Below are 18,544 nucleotides of genomic sequence, written 5' to 3'. Positions count from 1 at the left end.
GTCTGCATTCCTCCTTACGAAGCCTTTTCAAACTGACTGTTATAAAGCTCTGCATAAAAACCGCCCTTTTCAAGAAGCTCATTGTGATTGCCGCTCTCAATTATATCGCCGTCTTTCATTACAAGAATAAGATCGGCATTTTTAATCGTGGAAAGTCTGTGCGCAATTACAAATGATGTTTTGCCTTCTGTAAGCTTATCCATAGCTTCCTGAATTTGTATTTCCGTTCTTGTATCAACCGAGCTTGTTGCTTCGTCAAGTATCAGCAGAGGAGCATTTTCAATCATTGCTCTGGCAATGGTTATAAGCTGTTTTTGTCCTGCAGAAAGATTTGCCTTATCATTTAATATTGTATCATATCCCTGAGGCAATGTTCTTATAAAATGATCTATTCCTACCGCTTCGCATGCGCGTACTATTTCCTCGTCGGTTACTCCTTCTTTACTGTATACAATATTTTCTTTTATAGTACCCTCAAACAGCCATGTATCCTGTAAAACCATGCAGAACAAATCATGAACATTCTGACGTGTCATCTTATTTATCGGTACTCCGTCAATTAAAATCTCACCTGAATTCAGTTCATAGAATCTCATAAGCAGATTTACCATTGTTGTTTTGCCTGCGCCTGTAGGACCGACAATTGCAATTTTTTGTCCTGCCTTTGCATGAGCAGAAAAATTATGAATAATTATTTTATTAGGATCATAACCAAATTTAACATTTCTAAATTCAACATCACCCTTAGCTGTTTCTAGTTTTGCAGACTTATGACTTTCATCTTCCATTTCTTCTTCATTAAGAAATTCAAACACTCTTTCTGCGGCTGCGGCAGTTGACTGTAAAGAAGTTGCAGCCTGAGCGATCTGTGAAAGAGGATTAGTGAAAAGTCTGATATAAATCATAAATGCAACTATTACGCCGAAAGTAATATGATCGTGCATAAAAAGCGCCGCACCTACAATACATACGCAAACATAACCAAAATTACCTATAAAGTTCATCAAAGGCATCATCAGTCCAGACATAAACTGAGATTTCCAAGCGCTGTCATAAAGACGGTCATTTATACTTTCAAATTTTTCTTCTGCCTTTTCAACTCCGTTATATACTTTTACAACATTGTGACCGGAATAAATTTCTTCAATATGACCGTTAATCTTACCCAGTTCCGACTGCTGTCTAATAAAATACTTCTGAGATCTTGACATTATCAACATCATTAAAACAAAGCCTATAGCAGTTGCAAGAACAGCAGTAATCGCCATAATCCAGTTTGTTACCAGCATCATAATAAGAGAGCCGATAAACATAGTAACAGCAGAAACAAGAGTCCCCACGCTTTGGTTCATTGTCTGACCTATCATATCAACATCGTTGGTAACACGGCTAAGTACATCGCCTATACTTGTTTTATTGTAATAGTTAAGCGGAACGCTGTTAATTTTATTAGATATTCCTGTTCTCAGACTTTTGCTTACTTTCTGAGTTACCGTCGCCATGATAAATCCCTGGATATAATTAAATATAAAACCGAGAGCATAAAGTACTACTAAGAAAAACGCTATATCTTCAACTGCCTTAATATCAATTCCGGTAACTAATCCGTCTTTTATAAGATCTGTTATATCCTGAAGTTTATTAGGTCCTATAAGTGAAAAAACAGACGCTGTAATTGCAAGCAAAACTGCAACTATAATTGCCGGAAAATATGACTTACAGTAAGATGCAAGCTGTCCCAGCGACTTTTTTAAATCTTTCGGCATTTCACCTGCGCCGGCAGGTCCCCTGCTTTTATTCATCATTTCCCAGTTCCTCCTTTGAAAGCTGTGATAAGGCAATCTGCTGATATACTTCACAGTTTTTCATAAGCTCACTGTGCGTACCTTTGCCGACCATGTTTCCTTTATCCAGTACGATTATACAATCTGCGTCCTTAATCGTACCGATTCTCTGAGCAACTATAAGCGTTGTTGTACCGGCAGTTTCTTTCTTCAGTTCAGATCTTAGAACACGGTCTGTTTTGTAATCAAGAGCAGAAAAAGAGTCGTCAAAAATATATATCTCCGGCTTTCTGCATACTGCACGGGCAATAGCAAGTCTTTGTTTCTGTCCGCCTGAAATATTGCTGCCTCCCTGAGCAATTGCTCCTTCATACTGATTTTCCATCTTTTCAACAAATTCTGTACCCTGCGCTATCTTTATCGCCTGTTTTATATCGTCTGCGCTGTAATTATCTCTTCCGTTATTACCGTAAGCTACATTGCTGCTGACCGTTCCGCTGAACATTACAGCCTTCTGAGGCACATATCCCAGCTTGTTGTTAAGTGATTCAATATCATATTCTTTAACATTTACTCCGTCAACCAACACATTGCCGTCTGTTGCGTCATAAAAACGTGGTATCAGATTAATAAGAGTACTTTTACCGCTGCCTGTAGCACCTATAAATGCAATTGTTTTACCTTTTTCAGCCTTGAAACTTATATCTCTGAGTACGTAATCGGAAGCGTCCGGATATTTAAAGCTGACATTTTTAAATTCAATTGTTCCCTTATCAGATTCAGCTGTTTCTGTTACTGTTCCGTTTAAGATTTTTGGATTTGTACTAAGTACTTCATTGATTCTTCTTGCCGACACAATAGCTCTTGGCAGTATAATAAATATCATAACAAGCATCATAAAAGCCGATACAACCTGCATTGCGTAAGAAGTAAATACTGTCATATCAGCAAACAGTCCAACCTTATCCTCCGGATTCATAGCATCGTTTATAAGATAAGCTCCAACCCAGTAAATCGCCAGAGAAAGTCCGCTCATAATCATATTTATTCCAGGCATCATAATAGCCATAATTCTTGATGTAAAAAGATGTGTTGAAGTCAGCTTGTTATTTTCCTTTTCAAACTTTGCCGACTGATATTCTTCAGCATTATACGCTCTTACAACTCTTATACCTGTAAGATTTTCACGTGTCACACGGTTCAAATCATCAGTAAGCGACTGAATTATCTTAAATTTCGGCAATGCAAAGATAACAGCCACCAAAACTATACACATTAAAACAACAACAGCTCCGCCTGTGACAACAGTCCATTGCCAGCTTTTTCCTAATATTTTTAATATCGCCCATACTGCCAGAATCGGAGCCTTAATAATAACCTGCAATCCCATGGCTATTGCCATCTGAACCTGCGTTATATCATTTGTTGATCTTGTAATGAGACTTGATGTTGAAAAGCTGTTTATTTCCTCCATTGAAAACGACGCTACCTTTGAAAACATCATTGAGCGCAGTCTTTTTGAAACTCCGGCAGCAATTTTAGCTGCAAAAAATCCTACGGCAAATGAAAGAGCTACACTTCCCAGTGCACATGCAAGCATTTTAGCTCCCGATTTCAGTATATCGGACATTTTGCTGCCGTCTGTAATTACAAAAGTTGTAATATCTGACATATAATCCGGAAGTCTGAGATCTAGCCAAACCTGACCGATTACAAAAATAAGACTGCCCAAAATCATAAGCCATTCTTTCTTTTGCAAATACTTGAATACTTTAAGCATTATATCATTCTCCTTTTCTTTTTTAGAATTTGTTCATATAAGTTTTAAATTACAATGCATACTTAACTGAATTTTAGTGAACAATTTCTTATTAATCAAAGTTATGTTTGATTTTCAATATAACCCCTAAAAAACTTTCAATTTCCTCATCTGTGAGATTAGCAAACGCTTTATCGCACATATTTTTAAAATCCTCGTCTATCATTTTTTGAATTTCCAGACTTTTTGACGTCAAAACAAGTTTTTTTAATCTTGCGTCATATTCAACGCTTTCTCTCTTTATAAATTTCTTTCCTTCCATCAGCTTCAGAACCTTTGAAGCTGTCGAGCGTCTGATTGAAAATTCCTTCTCAATATCACGCTGAAATACGTCATGATCTCTATTACGCCAGATATACCCGATAACCCATCCGTTTGTTCCGGTTAGATTGTCAAAATATTTCTTACTGGTAGAAGAATCCATATGACGTTTCAGTAAATTATTAAGTGATATCAATTCCATAAACATTTCTTGATTTCTACTCAAAACATCATCGCCGCCGACCTCCTGTATTTTTGTTAGCTTGCTAATAGTAAGCTTACTAACTATTATAGCAATTTATATTTTGATTGTCAAGTCCCACAATAAAATCTTATATTTTTTATTAATAATCAACAAAAACAGCCTCGGATAAAATTTAACCCAAGGCTATTTTTAATAATATAACACGTAAAATTATTATTCAATTTGCTTTCCAAGAAATTGTGATGCAGCACTGATCAGGCCTTTCTGTAATTCAGAAACTACAGTCGACTTTTCAGATTCCATAAAAGCTACCGCACCAGTCACATCGCCGGAGCTCAAAATAGGCATACATGCCATAGCATACTTGTCAACGCCTTCAGCAGGTGCAAATTTTGAGCTTCCAGTACTGTCAGCAAAATGACTTCTGCGATACTCCATAAGATCCTCCAGTTCCGCCGAAACACGTCGCTCATTAAATTCCTTCTTGGATACGCCCGAAACGGCTACAACATGATCCCTGTCAAAAATTACAACCGGACATGCTGCCAGCTTACACATAATATCTGCAACCTGAGCTGCATTTTCACTCATTTCACTAATAGCAGAATATTTTTTAAATATAACTTCACCGTCATTGCTTGTGTATATTTCCAGAGGATCGCCCTCGCGTATTCTCATAGTACGTCTGATTTCTTTAGGAATAACTACTCTTCCAAGATCGTCAATGCGTCTTACAATACCTGTTGCTTTCATATTTAAAATCTCCTTAATTTTTAATTTGGTAAAACTAGTATTTGTATTTATATGGAGATTATGCAATTATTTTTGTTTTATTTATTCAAATTTCGTATATGTATTTGAGAAACCAGAAGCTTTCAAACTTGGTTTAAACGCAGACTAAAGGACTTTTTCAAAATTGAAAAAGCCCTTTAAATTTTTTTTAAACTACTCTGTTGGTTCTTCTTTTTTAATTTTAAAAATAACTCTAAGTATACCTGATAAAATTTTCGGACTTTTAATAACTACTATTTTCATTGCGTTCCCTCCAAATCAAGTTTATATTCCATTATATTCTTAATTTCAGTTTTGGTTCATATCTTTTGAAAAAATTATCAGTAAAACTCCTTTTTCCAGTGAAACAATACCGGATTTACCCGTAACCTTATTGCTTATACCAAGTGGAAAACTGCTTTTGAGTACCGCATTTTTCAAAGGGTATTTAAATCCTGTAGCTGTTATTCCAGTGCACTCTTCAGTGTATGAAAACATAGAAAAATAATATCCGCTCATACGACTGTATACTTTTACACCCGGTCCCTGCATTGTAACATAACTGCCATCTCCGGCAAGCTCGCCGTATGCGCCGTGTTTTAAAATATATCGGAGGGTCTGAATATTTGCCATGGTATGGTCAAGTCTGCCTCCTATTGCACCGCAGATCACAATATGCTTAAATCCTCTGTTCAACGCAAGCTTTACCGCAAGCATTGTATCGGTATCGTCTTTTTCCTCCGGATGCCTTATGATTTCACAATTTTCAGGAAGTCTGGATTTATAGGTGTCAAAATCACCGATTATTACGTCCGGTTCAATCCCCATTTTCTTAGCCAGTATATATCCTCCGTCAGCACAAATCACATATCTGCTGCTGTCAAATTCAACTCCGGAACATTTTGCTTCAGGCGAACCTGCAAAAATATAGCATTTCTTATATTGTCCCAATTACTACAGCTCCCATTCCTTAATTTGTTTAGCTTCTTCAAACATACGGCAATAACTTTCATGGCGGCTCTCGGGTATCTCTCCCCTACTTACTGCTTCGATTATACGACAACCATTTTCTTTTGTATGAGAACAGTCTCGAAATTTACACTTTCCGTCATATTCTGCAAATTCTCTGAAGCATCCGGCAAGTTCTTCCTTTTTAATAATGTTATACTTATTTGTTTCAAAGGTTGAAAATCCCGGAGTGTCTGCAATATATCCGCCCCATGGCAGCTTATAAAGCTCCGCATGACGGGTAGTATGTTTTCCTCTTCCTAGTTTCTGACTTATTTCTCCCGTAGGAATATTAAAATCTCCGCACACTTCATTGAGCAGCGTTGATTTTCCTGCGCCGCTGTTTCCTGTAAAGGCGCTGATTTTGTCCCTTAAAAGCTGTCTTATCTGTTCTGCCGGATCATCGTTTTCATAATCGATTACATAAACCTGTATTCCCGCTCTTTGATATATATCGAATATATTATCACAGCTTTCAAGATCAATCTTTGTCAGTACTATAACAGGTTCAATATTCTGATACTCAGCAACTGCAATAAATTTATCCAGTATCAGCAGATTCGGCGCTGGCTGCGTTACAGAAGTAACAAAAATAAGCTGATCAAGATTAGCAAGAGGCGGTCTTATAATATGATTTTTTCTGGGAAGTATTCGAGTTATTACTCCGTTTTCAAATTCAGCAATGTCCCCCACACATGGAATGATTCCCTTATTTCTGAAAACTCCCCTTGCCTTACATTCATATACGGTGTCGGAGGACTCTGTAAAATAGAGCCCTCCGATTGATTTTACTATAATACCCTGCTGCATATTATTCCTCAGTCTCTTCCGACGACGAATCGTCCGGCTCATCGGTTGCCGGCTGTACAGCCGGAGGATCTGTAGGTTCAACAGGAGGATCTGTAGGTTCTACGTACAATCCGTCAACCGTCTGGAATGCTCTGTCGATATCTTCATCAATTACCGAGAATGTTCCCTCTTCAAAATTCATACTGTAGCGTCCCAGTTCGCAGGTCAGGTTATTACTCAGGTTTGTAAGAACCATAGTAATCGTCTCATCAGTACCTTTTCCTCTTACAGTTACAAGATTTTCCTTTGAGTAGTCAGCCGAGAGGGTAAAACTTTCATAAATTGCAACTCCATTCTGATAAGCGGTAATAGTAAATCTTCCTGTTGCGTTGCTGGGGAAGTAAAACTTCATTTCAACATCGCCTTCCGGTTCTTTGCCGGTACTTACAGTAAACGTAATTGTAGAATCCGAAGGAACCTTCTCACCCTCCTTGATGCTCTGCTTAAGAATTGTTCCTTCTTCTTCGCCGGAATCCTGTTTTTTAGTCTTTACAGTAAGACCCCATACTCCGCACTGTACCTTTGCGTCCTGAATATTTTGTCCAACAAAGTCCAGCATTTCAATGTCTTCAACTTCTGAACCCTTGCTTACATAAACAAGTATTGTTGAACCCGGCTGTACTTCCTCCATTGCGGAGGGCTCTGTATCGAAAACCAGTTCTTCCTCAACCTCATCGTTAGGCTGATACTGATATTCTACTTCAAGTCCCTGTGCTCTCAGAAGGTCACCGGCAGTAGTGTAATGATAATTTTTAACATTAGGAACCTTAACGGTTTTAGAACCCAAGCTTACCTTGACTTTAACAATTTCGCCTTTTTTAACGCCGTCTCCCTCAGGTATGCTCTGAGAAAAGATCTTATCCTTTTCCAAATCAGACCATTCTGTAGCTTCCACTTGTATATCCAGATTAGGATATGCCTCATGAGCCTGGTTAAAATCCATTCCCACAAGATTAGGCATAGCAAATTCCGAAGAACTTTTCTGACCGTCTCCTGAAAATACTCCCTTTACAAGTGTTGCTATAAAGAATACCGCCACCATTATTACAACAACTGTAACGGCTGAAAGTATCGGAACAAAAAGAGATTTCTTAGCAGGCTTCTCATCTTCTTCAAAATCGGTATAATCCTCATCATAAGTATCTTCATAAATATCATTCTGATCATAAGTATCATCAGGCGGCTGCATGTAATCATTATCGTTATACGTTTCTTCAGGAGCGTCGTTTACAGCTGCAAAATATCTGGTCTGTGCGTCAGTATCCTGACTGCGTGTAATATAACCGAATTTTACATCAGGATCCGCCTTGAAACGGTCAATATCCCTCATCATTTCAACAGCCGTCTGATATCTGTCATCGGGATTTTTTTCCATAGCATGAACGATAATTTCCTCCAACGGAGTAGGAATATCCGGATTAATACGTCTTGGCAGCTCTGCAATATTATGCATATGCATAACTGCAATCGAAACAGGATTATCAGTATCAAAAGGTTTCTGACCTGTCAACATCTCATAAAGCATAACTCCTACGGAGTAAAGATCGCTTTTAGCGTCAGTAACATCTCCCCTTGCCTGTTCCGGACTTATATAGTGAACAGTCCCTATAGCCTGGTCGGTCGCAGTTTTTCCCTCTTCACGGGCAAATTTTGCAATACCGAAATCCATGACCTTAATAGTACCGTCTGTAAACATCATTATATTCTGAGGCTTGATATCCCTGTGTACAATACCTCGTTCATGAGCATGCTGAAGCGCCCTGAGAATCTGTGTTACAAAATGCACAGCGTCCTTCCAGCTTAATACACGCTCATTTTCCATATATTCTTTAAGAGTAATACCGTCAATATACTCCATAACAATAAACTGTATTTTTTCTGAGAATCCCACATCATAAATTTTTACAATATTAGGGTGAGACAAAACTGCTATAGCCTTGGATTCATTACGGAATCTTCTTAAAAATTCTTCATTTTCAGCAAATTCCTTTTTCAAAATCTTAACCGCTATAGTTTTGTTATCTACAATATCAACTGCCTTATAAACGTCCGCCATTCCGCCTTCGCCGATAAGCTCAATAATCTCATAGCGTCCGTCAAGTTTCTTTCCAATGTTCTTATCCATTAAATTCTTCACACTCCTGTTTATATCAGTCTGTTATTACTGCAAGGGTTATGTTATCACGTCCGCCCTTGCTGAGTGCAAGGTCAATAAGCGCACTATTGACTTCCTCTAAAGGAGTCGATTTTATTATTTCAAAAATCTCACTGTCGCTGCAATAGCCTGACAATCCGTCAGAACATAAAAGCAGCGTAAATTTATCCTCACGTTTCATTCGGAAAAAATCCGGTTTTATTATCTTTTCAACGCCGACAGCTTTAGTCAGCATATTTCTTTTAGGATGAGTATGCACCTCGTCAGGCTCTATTTTTCCCTGCATAAGAAGCATATTTACCAATGTATGATCCGAGGTTATCTGATGCAAACCGCTTTCGTCCATATAATACGCTCGGCTGTCGCCCACATTCAATATATAAATATATTTACTGTCTATATAAGCCGCTACGCAAGTAGTACCCATTCCGAAGCTTCTGTAATTCATTCTTGCTGTTGTATATATTACTGAGTTGGCAGCAGATACTGAGGCTGTCATAAGCTGTCTTACTCCTATAGTTTCAAGATAGGGCGAATATCCCGCATCAAAACGGTCAAAAAATTCCTTTATGGCAATACGGCTGGCGTCCTGTCCGGAGCGTTCTCCGCCCATTCCGTCACAGACAACGGCAAGCAAATTACCGTAAAACTCCTCTACCTTTACCATATCCTGATTTTCTTCCCTGACAAGTCCTATATCAGTAGCGCTGACATACTTCAATATTTTTCACCTCTTATTCTTTATTCTGTTCCTGCTGCTTCACGTCTTAACTGACCGCATGCCGCATCAATATCACTGCCCAAAGTTCTGCGAACAGTTGCATTAATGCCCAGATCAGTCAGATATTTCTGAAACTTCAATGCCGATTCACGGCTTGACCTGTAATCTCTTTCCTTTACGGAATTAACCGGTATCAGATTAACATGACAGTTTATTCCCTTTATAAGGTGAGCAAGCTTTTCAGCGTCCTTTTTAAAAGAATTCACATTGTCAATAACCGCATATTCATAGGTTACACGTCGTCCGGTCTTTCGGACATATTCCTTTGCAGCCTCTATAAGTTCTGTTAAATTATAGGCTTTATTTACAGGCATTATTTCACTTCTGCCGTCATTATCGGGACAGTGAAGCGAAACAGACAAGGTAAGTCCAAGCTTTAAATCCGCAAGCTCCCTAATTTTCGGAACTATTCCGCATGTTGAAAGAGTAACGTGTCTCAGACTCAGTCCGAATCCCTCAGGAGCAGAAACAAGCTCCAGAAACTTAATAACGTTTTTATAGTTATCAAGCGGCTCACCTATACCCATAAGAACAATTCCTGATATACGTTTCCCACTATCTCTCTGAGTTTCATAAATCTGCAAAAGTATCTCCGACGGTTCAAGGTTTCTTTCAAATCCTGCTATTGTTGATGCGCAGAACTTACAACCCATTCTGCAACCCACTTGAGTGGACACGCAAATACTTAGTCCATGGTTATATTCCATAAGAACTGTTTCAACAAATGTACCATCTGAAAGCCCATATAGATATTTTACAGTATTATCTATACAAGATTCAAGCCTTCTTACCATATTTAGTGATTTTAAATAAAAATGCCCACTGATTTTTGTGCGTAATTCCAATGAAATATTACTCATTTCACTAAAATCCCTTATCTGCTTAACATGCAGCCACTGAAAAATCTGTTTTGCCCTGAATTTTTTCTCTCCCAACTTGATCATTTCCAATTCAAGCTCCGGAAGAGTCAGGGATAAAATATCTGTTTTTTCCAAATTTATTCCGTCCTTTTTATTTTAGAAATAAAAAATCCATCACTGTTAAGGTTTTCCGGAAAAAGTGTTACTTTATAATCACCAAATGGTATGCCCAGCTCCTCAAGAAATTTTACTCCCTTAAAATTTTTATATTCCTTTAAAAATCTATCAATAACCCGAACATTTTCAACAGGATTAACAGTACATGTTGAATAAACAAGTTCTCCGCCCGGTTTTAAATATTTTACTGCATTTTCCAATATTTTATACTGAATTTCCGGAAGTCTTTCAAATTCCTCAAAGTTTTTATATTTAATTTCCGGCTTGCGTCTTATAACTCCAAGACCGGAACATGGTACGTCGCACAAAATTTTGTCTGCCATTGGAATTCTCTCATCAAAAACCGAAGCATTACCTGTTTTAGCTTCAATACAGCTTATTCCAAGTCTTTCAGCACCATTTTTAATAAGCTTTACTCTGTTATCATGAATATCAAAAGCTAATATTCTGCCTTTATCATTCATAAGCTCTGCAAGAGTAAACGCCTTCCCACCGGGAGCAGAACACAGATCCAGTACAGTTTCTCCCTCTTTAGGATTCAAAGCCATACAGCAAAGCTGAGAAGCAATATCCTGTACATGGAAAAGACCATCCTTAAAAGCCTGTATTTTAGTAACATCACCGTAGCTGATTTTATAACACCCATCAATTACCGTACTTTCAGGAGAAAAGTCCGAAAGCCTTTCAAGTATTTGTGATGTTTCACCTTTCAGATTATTGAGCCTGACGGTTACAGGCGGTTTTTCAACTGAACTTTTAAGAAGTGAAACTGCCTGATTTTCAGAGTAATTTTGCAAAAGCAAATTGACCAGCCATTCAGGAGACGAATATTCCACCGATAGTTTTTCCGTCTTATTCTCCGGATACTTAATCTGTTTGCCGTCCCTTAAAAAATTTCTCAAAACCGCATTAACAAATCCCGAAAGACTGCCCAGCTTTAACTTTCTAGCAATATTTACGCTCTCATTCACCGCCGCACTGTCAGGAATATTATCCATAAACTTAAGCTGATAAATTCCGGTTCTGAGAATGTTAAGTATTTCCGGACGAAGCTTTGAAAGCTTCATACGGCTATATCCCGTAATAATATGATCAAGAGTAATTCTTCGTTCTAAAACTCCATAGTATAAAGCGGCACAAAAGTTTTTATCCTTTTCACCCATTAAAGTTTCAGACAAAGTTTTATCAAGGAGAATATTTGAATATCCTCCCTTAGAAAATGTTTTTCCCAGCAGTTTTACTGCCTGTAATCTTGCATTATCCATTAATTCCGCCTGTTTCTATTTGACGCCATCATTAAAAGTCTAATAAGATTCATGATCGCTGTAAACAATGCCGCAACATAAGTAAGGGCAGCGGCAGTCAGAACCTTTCTTGACATAGAAAGCTCATCTCCTTCAAGTATATGATCGGTTTCAAGAGTTTTCATAGCTCTTGAGCTTGCATTAAATTCCACAAACAAAGTCGCAAACTGGAAAACAACAACTGTAAGAAAAAGTATTATTCCGGCATTTACAAAAAAGTCGGACATATATGAATTTCCCATAATCAGTCCAATAAAAACCAGAGGATAAGAAAGAGAAGAACCTATATTTGTAAGTGGAATTATGGCGCTTCTCAACTTCATGGGAGCATATCCCTTTGCATACTGAATTGCATGTCCCACTTCATGAGCCGCAACTCCTACTGCCGCAACGGAAGTACTGTTATAAGTTGAATCAGAAAGTCTAACAACATTTGATCGTGGGTCAAAATGATCGGAAAGCTGACCTGCCACGTACTCGATCCTAATATTATAAAGACCGTTTGCGTCAAGGATCTGCCTTGCCGCCATAGCTCCTGTCAGACCTCTTCCGTTTTTGATTTTTTCGTATTTAGAGTAGGTTGATTTTACATTCGCCGATGCTATCATTGCAATAACAAGCGGTATCAGTGCAAGCCAGTAATAATTATAAAAAAACATAATAATTCCTTTCCTTACCCCAGCTTTTGTCCCTTTACAAGTTTTCTTCCTCTCAGGAAGTTTTCTGTACTCATTCGTTTGCCGCCCTCATATTGAACTTCGGTAAACTCAACACATTTTCCGTCCCCGCATACCACGGTAAAGTTATCGGGATCTTCAACAGTTCCGGACTCGTTTACGCTTTCTCCCATAACTCGGCTTCTGTAAACCTTAAGACGTTTTCCGTCCAAAATGGTAAACCCTGTAATTCCTCTGATTATGTTATGGATCTCTTCAGCAGGCTTTGAAAAATCAAGAGCGCTCATATCCTTTGTTATCATTTTAGCATAGGTAGAAAGTGAATCGTCCTGTTTTACAGGTGAAAGACTTCCGTTTTCCACTGCTTTTACAGTTTCCAGAAGCACCTCTGCACCCATTTCTGACAATCTGTCATGAAGCTCAGACGCCGTTTCGTTCTTTCCTATCTCAAGTTCTTTCTTTATGAGCATATCGCCTGTATCCAGACCTTCCTCCATCATCATTGAAGTAACTCCCGTTCTGGTTTTACCGTCAAGAATACATCTCTGAATAGGAGCCGCTCCTCTGTATTCAGGAAGAAGTGAGGCATGAATATTTATACAGCCGTATTTCGGAAGCTCAAGTACTTCCTTGGGAAGAATCTGACCGTATGCAACAACTATAATAAGTTCAGGAGAAATCTCTCTTAGAGCTGTCATTGACTTTTCAGCGTCCTCGCCTTTACGTAATGAAAGAGGCTGAAATACCGGTATACTATATTCCTCCGCACACTTTTTTACCGGCGGTGGTATCATTTTATATCCCCTGCCTTTAGGTCTGTCCGGCTGAGTGAAAACTGCCGGTATTTCATGACCGTTTTCCACAAGCGCTTTCAGACACGGTACTGCAAAATCCGGAGTTCCCATAAAAACAATTTTCATCTACTTGTCCTCCTCCGGTTGTACCCTTTCTTCTATTATATCAACAAACAACTTGCCGTCAAGATGATCGTTTTCATGACATGCACACTGCGCACCAAGTTCTTTAAGATTCATTTCAAAATATTCACCGTATCTGTTTTGTGCCCTAAGCTTACACTTATTAGGTCTGGTAACATATCCCCAATCGTTCGGACAAGAAAGACAACCCTCCACTACTCTCTGCTTTCCTCCTGTTTTAATAATTTCTGGATTAACGCATTCAATCATTTCGTCTCCAAGATCCATAATAAAAATTCTTTTGAGAAATCCAACCTGTGGTGCAGCTAAACCCACTCCCTGCGCTTTTTTTAAAGTCTGCATCATATCGTCAATAAGCCGAGCCAGCTTTTCGTCAAAAACATCAACAGGCTTGCAGACTTTTCTTAAAATCGGATCTTCTTTTGTTACAATTTTTCTAAGTGCCATAATTTCCTCCGCTATATACTATATGCCGATATCACCGTTAATATCAGCGAAAACATTAACATTATTAAATTCCTTTGCATGTCCTGTTTCAGACAATATATCCCTAATAAAATTTCTGAAATCATATGTATTTTTACATTTTAAAATCAGTCTGTACCGAAACTTACCGTTTATTTTTCCGTAGGAGCATTTTACAGGTCCTAAAACTCTCAAAGGGAAATTAACGCCGTTTTTCACCAACTTTTTTATAATTTCAAGAATTTCTTCAGACGCTTTTTTTGCCTTTTCATCGTCTTCACTGTTTATCCCCAGTACGCAGATATCGCATACTGGCGGAAAAAGCAATGCTTTTCTTATTAAAATTTCCTCTTTGTAAAATGCCTCATAATCCTGCTTTGCCGCAAGATTCAGTACATAATGGTCTGGCATAAATGTCTGGAGATACGCTCTGCCGGACTTTTCTCCTCTTCCGCATCTGCCCACAACCTGAGCCGCCAGGGAAAAGGTTCTTTCGTAGCTTCGGAAATCTCCGGCATAAAGAGCTTTATCCACAGATAAAATACCAACAAGAGTAACATTTGGAAAATCCAGTCCCTTGCCTATCATTTGCGTACCTATCATTATATCATATTTTCCCTGCCCGAAATCCTTAAAATTCCTTTCATAAGAATATTTTGACATAGTGGTATCAGCGTCCATTCGCAGTATACGAGCCTGAGGAAAAAGTTTACTTAACTGCTCCTCAAGCTTCTGAGTACCAAATCCCATCTGTTTCAACCTTGTACTTCCGCACTCCGGACAGCTTTCAACCGGCGGCTGACTATGACCGCAGTAATGACACATAAGCGTATTGTTTATCTTATGATATGTCATAGGAATACTGCAATTCGGACAGTAAACAGGCTTATGACAGTCACTGCAGCTTATAATTGTATGATATCCTCTTCTGTTAAGAAGAAGTATTGTCTGCTCGTGATTATTTAAATTTTCATTTATTTCATCTATCAGGATATTGCTAAATTCCGAAGCGTTACCGTCATATCTTTCCTCGTTCATATCAACGATACCGACATGAGGAAGAACAGTCCCCGAATAGCGCTTTTTCATTTCAAGAAGCTCATAAATACCTTTCTGCGCATAATAATAACTTTCAATAGAAGGCGTAGCCGATGCCAGCAGCAAAACCGCATTATGAGTACGGCATCTTTTTTTTGCCACATCTATAGCATTATACCTTGGCGCACTGTCAGATTTATAGGAGCGTTCCCCTTCTTCATCGACAATAATCAGGCCTATATTTTCAAAGGGAGCAAAAACTGCGCTGCGTGTTCCGACTGCAATTTTTGCCAGACCACGTTTTATTCTTTTATACTCGTCCATACGCTGTCCCAAAGACAAACTGCTGTGAATAACTGCAACCGTTTCTCCGAACAGCTCCCGAAACCTGCGTACAGTCTGAGGAGTAAGAGAAATTTCAGGAATAAGCAAAACAGCTTGTTTCCCCAAAGAAATACACTCTCCGATAAGCTTTTCAAACACTGAAGTTTTTCCGCTGCCTGTAACTCCGTGAAGCAGAAAACAATGAGGATTACTTGTATGCATCTGTTGGCTGACTCTTTCAAACACTTTTTGCTGTTCATCGGTCAGTACGATCGCATTGATAGAACGACTGTCATTCATTCCGATATTTACAGTACGGAATACTTCATAATCATATTCTCTTGCAGCGCCTTTTTCAACCAGTTTTTTTTCAACAGACGTCCCCACACCGCATAGGTAACAAGCCTCTTTTACGGAAATTTCATCATGATCCGTTAAAATATCCGCAAGCATTTTCTGCTTTACAGTAAGTTTAAAGCTTTCCGGAGATTTTTTATAGCTTTCAGTAAGCTCCAACATTTTTATACTGCTGTCTCCCACATTCTGCTTTCCGGTCAGTTCATATTGCAAAATACCTTTCGATATCAATGATTCCAGAATCAAACCGTTTCCCTGAGCTTTTACTTCCTCTGCCGCATTATTGGTATCAATATTTTCACGAAGAAAATCAAGAACTTTATTTTCCTTATCCGTAAGACTAATGTCAATACAATTTTGATTCAAAGTATAATTCTCTCTGATATTAATATTCATTCCGGAAGGAAGTATAGTCCTGACTGCGTCAAAATAGGTACAGAAAGTATTTTCCCGAAGCCAATCTACCATATCAAGCATTTCATCATTGAGAACAGGAAAGTTATCCGCAGCGGAAATAATCGGTTTAAGCTTTTTTTCATGCTCTTCAAGTTTTTCAACTCTAAGAATTAATCCGACTCTTTTTCTGTTTCCCTTACCAAAAGGTATAAAAACTCTTACTCCCGGAACTGCTTTTTCAGCAAGAGATTCCGGAATAAGATACGAAAAAGCTTTATCAAAGGAAATTGACGCTGCACTTACGGCAACAAGTGCTTTCAGTTTAGTATACAAACCTCAAGCGCCTCCATTAAAATCAATTTTCATCGTTATCTGACGGCTTATATTCCAGAATTTTATACTTTCCTGCTGCGAATTCTTCAACAGCTGTCTTGACCGGTTTTTCTTCAAGAGTTTTCTTTTCCTCTGCAAGTTCGTCTGCAATTTCTCTTGCTCTTTTGGCTACTCCTATTACCAAGGAATAGTAACTGTCATTTTTAGAAATTAACTGTGTAATAGCTGGTCTAAGCATTTTCAAGCACCTCATTAATTAAATTTTCAGAATAAGCAGTTTTTAATTTTTCTGCTTTAACAATTGTTTTAAAATCTTCAACAGCGTCTTCAAGCGCTGCATTTACAACAACATAATCATAATTTACAGCCTGCCTGATCTCTCCGGCAGCTTCCGAAACTCTTTTTGCAATAATCTCATCTGATTCTGTACCTCGTTTTTTCAAACGACGTTCAAGCTCGGCGATCGACGGCGGAGCTATAAAAATAAATACTGCTTCAGGACAAAGTCTCTTGACCTGCATTGCCCCCTGCACTTCTATTTCAAGTATAACGTCTATACCTTCATTCATTTTTTTCTCAAGTATTTCCTTTGGTGTACCGTAATAATTATCACAGTATTTTGCATATTCGAGCATGCCGTTTTCAGCAATTAGCTTTTCAAATTCAGCTTTGGTGATAAAATGATAATTCACTCCGTCCGCTTCGCCTTCCCTTGGCGCTCTTGTCGTTGCAGAAACTGAATAATAAAAATTTTTATCCTTTAAAATTTCATTTAAAACAGTTCCCTTTCCGCAACCGGAAGGAGCTGATACCACAATCATTAATCCCTTATTCATCTTCAGGCTGTTCCTCCTCGTCAAGTCTTGCTGCGACCGTTTCCGGCTGAATTGCAGATAAAATTATATGGTCGCTGTCCATAATAATTACAGCTCTTGTTCTTCGTCCGTAAGTAGCGTCAACCAGATGTCCGGTATCCCTTGCCTCCTGGACAATACGCTTTATCGGAGCTGATTCCGGACTTACAATTGCCACCAGCTTTGAAGAAGATATCATATTTCCAAACCCTATATTTATCAGCTGCATGATAACCTCTCTATTCTATATTCTGAATCTGTTCCCTTATTTTTTCCGACTCAGATTTCATATTTACAACACACTTTGTAATTTCGAGATTCTGTGCCTTAGAACCGATAGTATTAATTTCTCTGTTAATTTCCTGAACAAGAAAATCAAGTTTTCTTCCAACAGGTTCATCTGTTTCAAGAAGTTCTCTGAATTGTTTCATATGACTTTTCAGTCTTACAATTTCTTCATCTATAGCAATTTTTTCGGCAAAAACCGCAGCTTCAGTCAAGATTCGCTGCTCGTCAATATTTGTATCGTCCAACACTTCTTTTAGTTTTGCATATAATTTACTCCGGTAATTTTCCGCTGTAAGAGGAGCCGTTTGTTCAATTATTTCAAGTATTTCTTCATTATTTCTAATTTTTTCTATCAGATCTTCCTTCAGATGTTCTCCTTCTTTCTGACGCATTTCAATAAATTTTGCCAATGCGTCTTTTGCAACACTGCAAACATCCCCCCAAATCTTTTCTTCATCTTCAGCAACTTTCTGTACATTGAAAATATCCGAAAACTTTATTAATGTAGAAAGTGTTATGTCGTCGGTCAAATTAAGTTCACTATTAGCGGTTTTTAATGCATTTATATACCCAGCCGCCATTAATTTGTCCACATTAATATTTGCTTCCTTTCCATTTAAATTATTTATAGTTACATTTACTTCAACCTTACCTCTTGAAATACTATCTTTTATATACGATTTAAGTTTTTCCTCAATAAAGCCGTATATTCTTGGTACACGGGCAGTAAATTCATAATATCTATGATTTACCGATTTTATTTCAACTGTTATTTCACGCTGATCAATAATTCTCTGTTCGCGTCCATAACCTGTCATACTTCGAATCACAAAATTATCCTCCCATACATTTGTTCACAATATACTATTATTTTATTATAGCATTCCTGAATAAAGAAAT

General features: G+C 38.1%; 19 protein-coding genes. All 19 read right to left on the bottom strand.

Going from position 1 to position 18,544, the window contains the following annotated elements; all coding sequences use genetic code 11:
- Positions 1–14 precede the first annotated feature (14 nt).
- Positions 15–1,805, bottom strand: a complete 1,791-nt coding sequence (locus tag OCV67_RS06855) for an ABC transporter ATP-binding protein (RefSeq protein WP_147643243.1) — start codon at positions 1,803–1,805, stop codon at positions 15–17.
- Positions 1,795–3,564, bottom strand: a complete 1,770-nt coding sequence (locus OCV67_RS06850; RefSeq protein WP_147643242.1) for an ABC transporter ATP-binding protein — start codon at positions 3,562–3,564, stop codon at positions 1,795–1,797. The genes OCV67_RS06855 and OCV67_RS06850 overlap by 11 nt, the downstream gene beginning before the upstream one ends.
- A 91-nt stretch (positions 3,565–3,655) precedes the next feature.
- Complete coding sequence (locus OCV67_RS06845) at positions 3,656–4,090, bottom strand: MarR family winged helix-turn-helix transcriptional regulator (protein WP_262644394.1); 435 nt, start codon at positions 4,088–4,090, stop codon at positions 3,656–3,658.
- A gap of 192 nt (positions 4,091–4,282) precedes the next feature.
- Positions 4,283–4,822, bottom strand: a complete 540-nt coding sequence (locus OCV67_RS06840) for a stage V sporulation T C-terminal domain-containing protein (protein WP_147643241.1) — start codon at positions 4,820–4,822, stop codon at positions 4,283–4,285.
- Between the two features lie 192 nt (positions 4,823–5,014).
- A complete protein-coding gene (gene spoVM / locus OCV67_RS06835) occupies positions 5,015–5,104 on the bottom strand; it encodes a stage V sporulation protein SpoVM (RefSeq protein WP_147643240.1) in 90 nt (29 codons plus the stop codon).
- A gap of 45 nt (positions 5,105–5,149) precedes the next feature.
- Positions 5,150–5,791, bottom strand: a complete 642-nt coding sequence (locus OCV67_RS06830) for a thiamine diphosphokinase (protein ID WP_147643239.1) — start codon at positions 5,789–5,791, stop codon at positions 5,150–5,152.
- Between the two features lie 3 nt (positions 5,792–5,794).
- Positions 5,795–6,658, bottom strand: coding sequence for a ribosome small subunit-dependent GTPase A (rsgA, locus tag OCV67_RS06825; protein ID WP_147643238.1), 864 nt, complete (start codon positions 6,656–6,658; stop codon positions 5,795–5,797).
- 1 nt (position 6,659) lies between these two features.
- A complete protein-coding gene (pknB, locus tag OCV67_RS06820) occupies positions 6,660–8,822 on the bottom strand; it encodes a Stk1 family PASTA domain-containing Ser/Thr kinase (protein ID WP_147643237.1) in 2,163 nt (720 codons plus the stop codon).
- Positions 8,823–8,847: 25 nt separating this feature from the next.
- On the bottom strand, positions 8,848–9,573 hold the full coding sequence (locus OCV67_RS06815) for a Stp1/IreP family PP2C-type Ser/Thr phosphatase (RefSeq protein ID WP_147643236.1): 726 nt from the start codon (positions 9,571–9,573) through the stop codon (positions 8,848–8,850).
- Positions 9,574–9,593: 20 nt separating this feature from the next.
- A complete protein-coding gene (gene rlmN, locus OCV67_RS06810) occupies positions 9,594–10,628 on the bottom strand; it encodes a 23S rRNA (adenine(2503)-C(2))-methyltransferase RlmN (RefSeq protein WP_147643235.1) in 1,035 nt (344 codons plus the stop codon).
- Between the two features lie 2 nt (positions 10,629–10,630).
- The gene (rsmB, locus tag OCV67_RS06805; RefSeq protein WP_147643234.1) at positions 10,631–11,935 is read right to left on the bottom strand and encodes a 16S rRNA (cytosine(967)-C(5))-methyltransferase RsmB; all 1,305 of its coding nucleotides are present in this window, start codon (positions 11,933–11,935) and stop codon (positions 10,631–10,633) included.
- A complete protein-coding gene (locus OCV67_RS06800) occupies positions 11,935–12,633 on the bottom strand; it encodes a zinc metallopeptidase (protein WP_147643233.1) in 699 nt (232 codons plus the stop codon). The genes rsmB and OCV67_RS06800 overlap by 1 nt, the downstream gene beginning before the upstream one ends.
- A 14-nt stretch (positions 12,634–12,647) precedes the next feature.
- The gene (fmt, locus tag OCV67_RS06795; protein ID WP_178085034.1) at positions 12,648–13,571 is read right to left on the bottom strand and encodes a methionyl-tRNA formyltransferase; all 924 of its coding nucleotides are present in this window, start codon (positions 13,569–13,571) and stop codon (positions 12,648–12,650) included.
- A complete protein-coding gene (def, locus tag OCV67_RS06790) occupies positions 13,572–14,036 on the bottom strand; it encodes a peptide deformylase (protein ID WP_147643232.1) in 465 nt (154 codons plus the stop codon). It lies immediately after the preceding gene.
- Positions 14,037–14,054: 18 nt separating this feature from the next.
- Positions 14,055–16,502 carry a replication restart helicase PriA gene (gene priA / locus OCV67_RS06785; RefSeq protein ID WP_147643231.1) on the bottom strand — a complete coding sequence of 816 codons (2,448 nt, stop codon included), beginning with the start codon at positions 16,500–16,502 and terminating at the stop codon, positions 14,055–14,057.
- Between the two features lie 22 nt (positions 16,503–16,524).
- On the bottom strand, positions 16,525–16,740 hold the full coding sequence (gene rpoZ / locus OCV67_RS06780; protein ID WP_147643230.1) for a DNA-directed RNA polymerase subunit omega: 216 nt from the start codon (positions 16,738–16,740) through the stop codon (positions 16,525–16,527).
- Positions 16,733–17,338, bottom strand: coding sequence for a guanylate kinase (gmk, locus tag OCV67_RS06775; protein WP_147643229.1), 606 nt, complete (start codon positions 17,336–17,338; stop codon positions 16,733–16,735). The genes rpoZ and gmk overlap by 8 nt, the downstream gene beginning before the upstream one ends.
- Positions 17,331–17,585 (bottom strand): extracellular matrix/biofilm regulator RemA, encoded by a 255-nt coding sequence (gene remA / locus OCV67_RS06770; protein ID WP_147643228.1) that lies wholly within the window; start codon positions 17,583–17,585, stop codon positions 17,331–17,333. Before remA ends, gmk begins: the two co-directional genes overlap by 8 nt.
- A gap of 10 nt (positions 17,586–17,595) precedes the next feature.
- On the bottom strand, positions 17,596–18,474 hold the full coding sequence (locus OCV67_RS06765) for a YicC/YloC family endoribonuclease (protein WP_147643227.1): 879 nt from the start codon (positions 18,472–18,474) through the stop codon (positions 17,596–17,598).
- Positions 18,475–18,544 lie beyond the last annotated feature (70 nt).

This window comes from Porcipelethomonas ammoniilytica, from assembly GCF_025567485.1.
Taxonomy (GTDB): Bacteria; Bacillota; Clostridia; order Oscillospirales; family Ruminococcaceae; genus Porcipelethomonas; species Porcipelethomonas ammoniilytica.
Note: the sequence above shows the minus strand (reverse complement) of the source record. Positions and strands in the feature narration are given on the sequence as shown.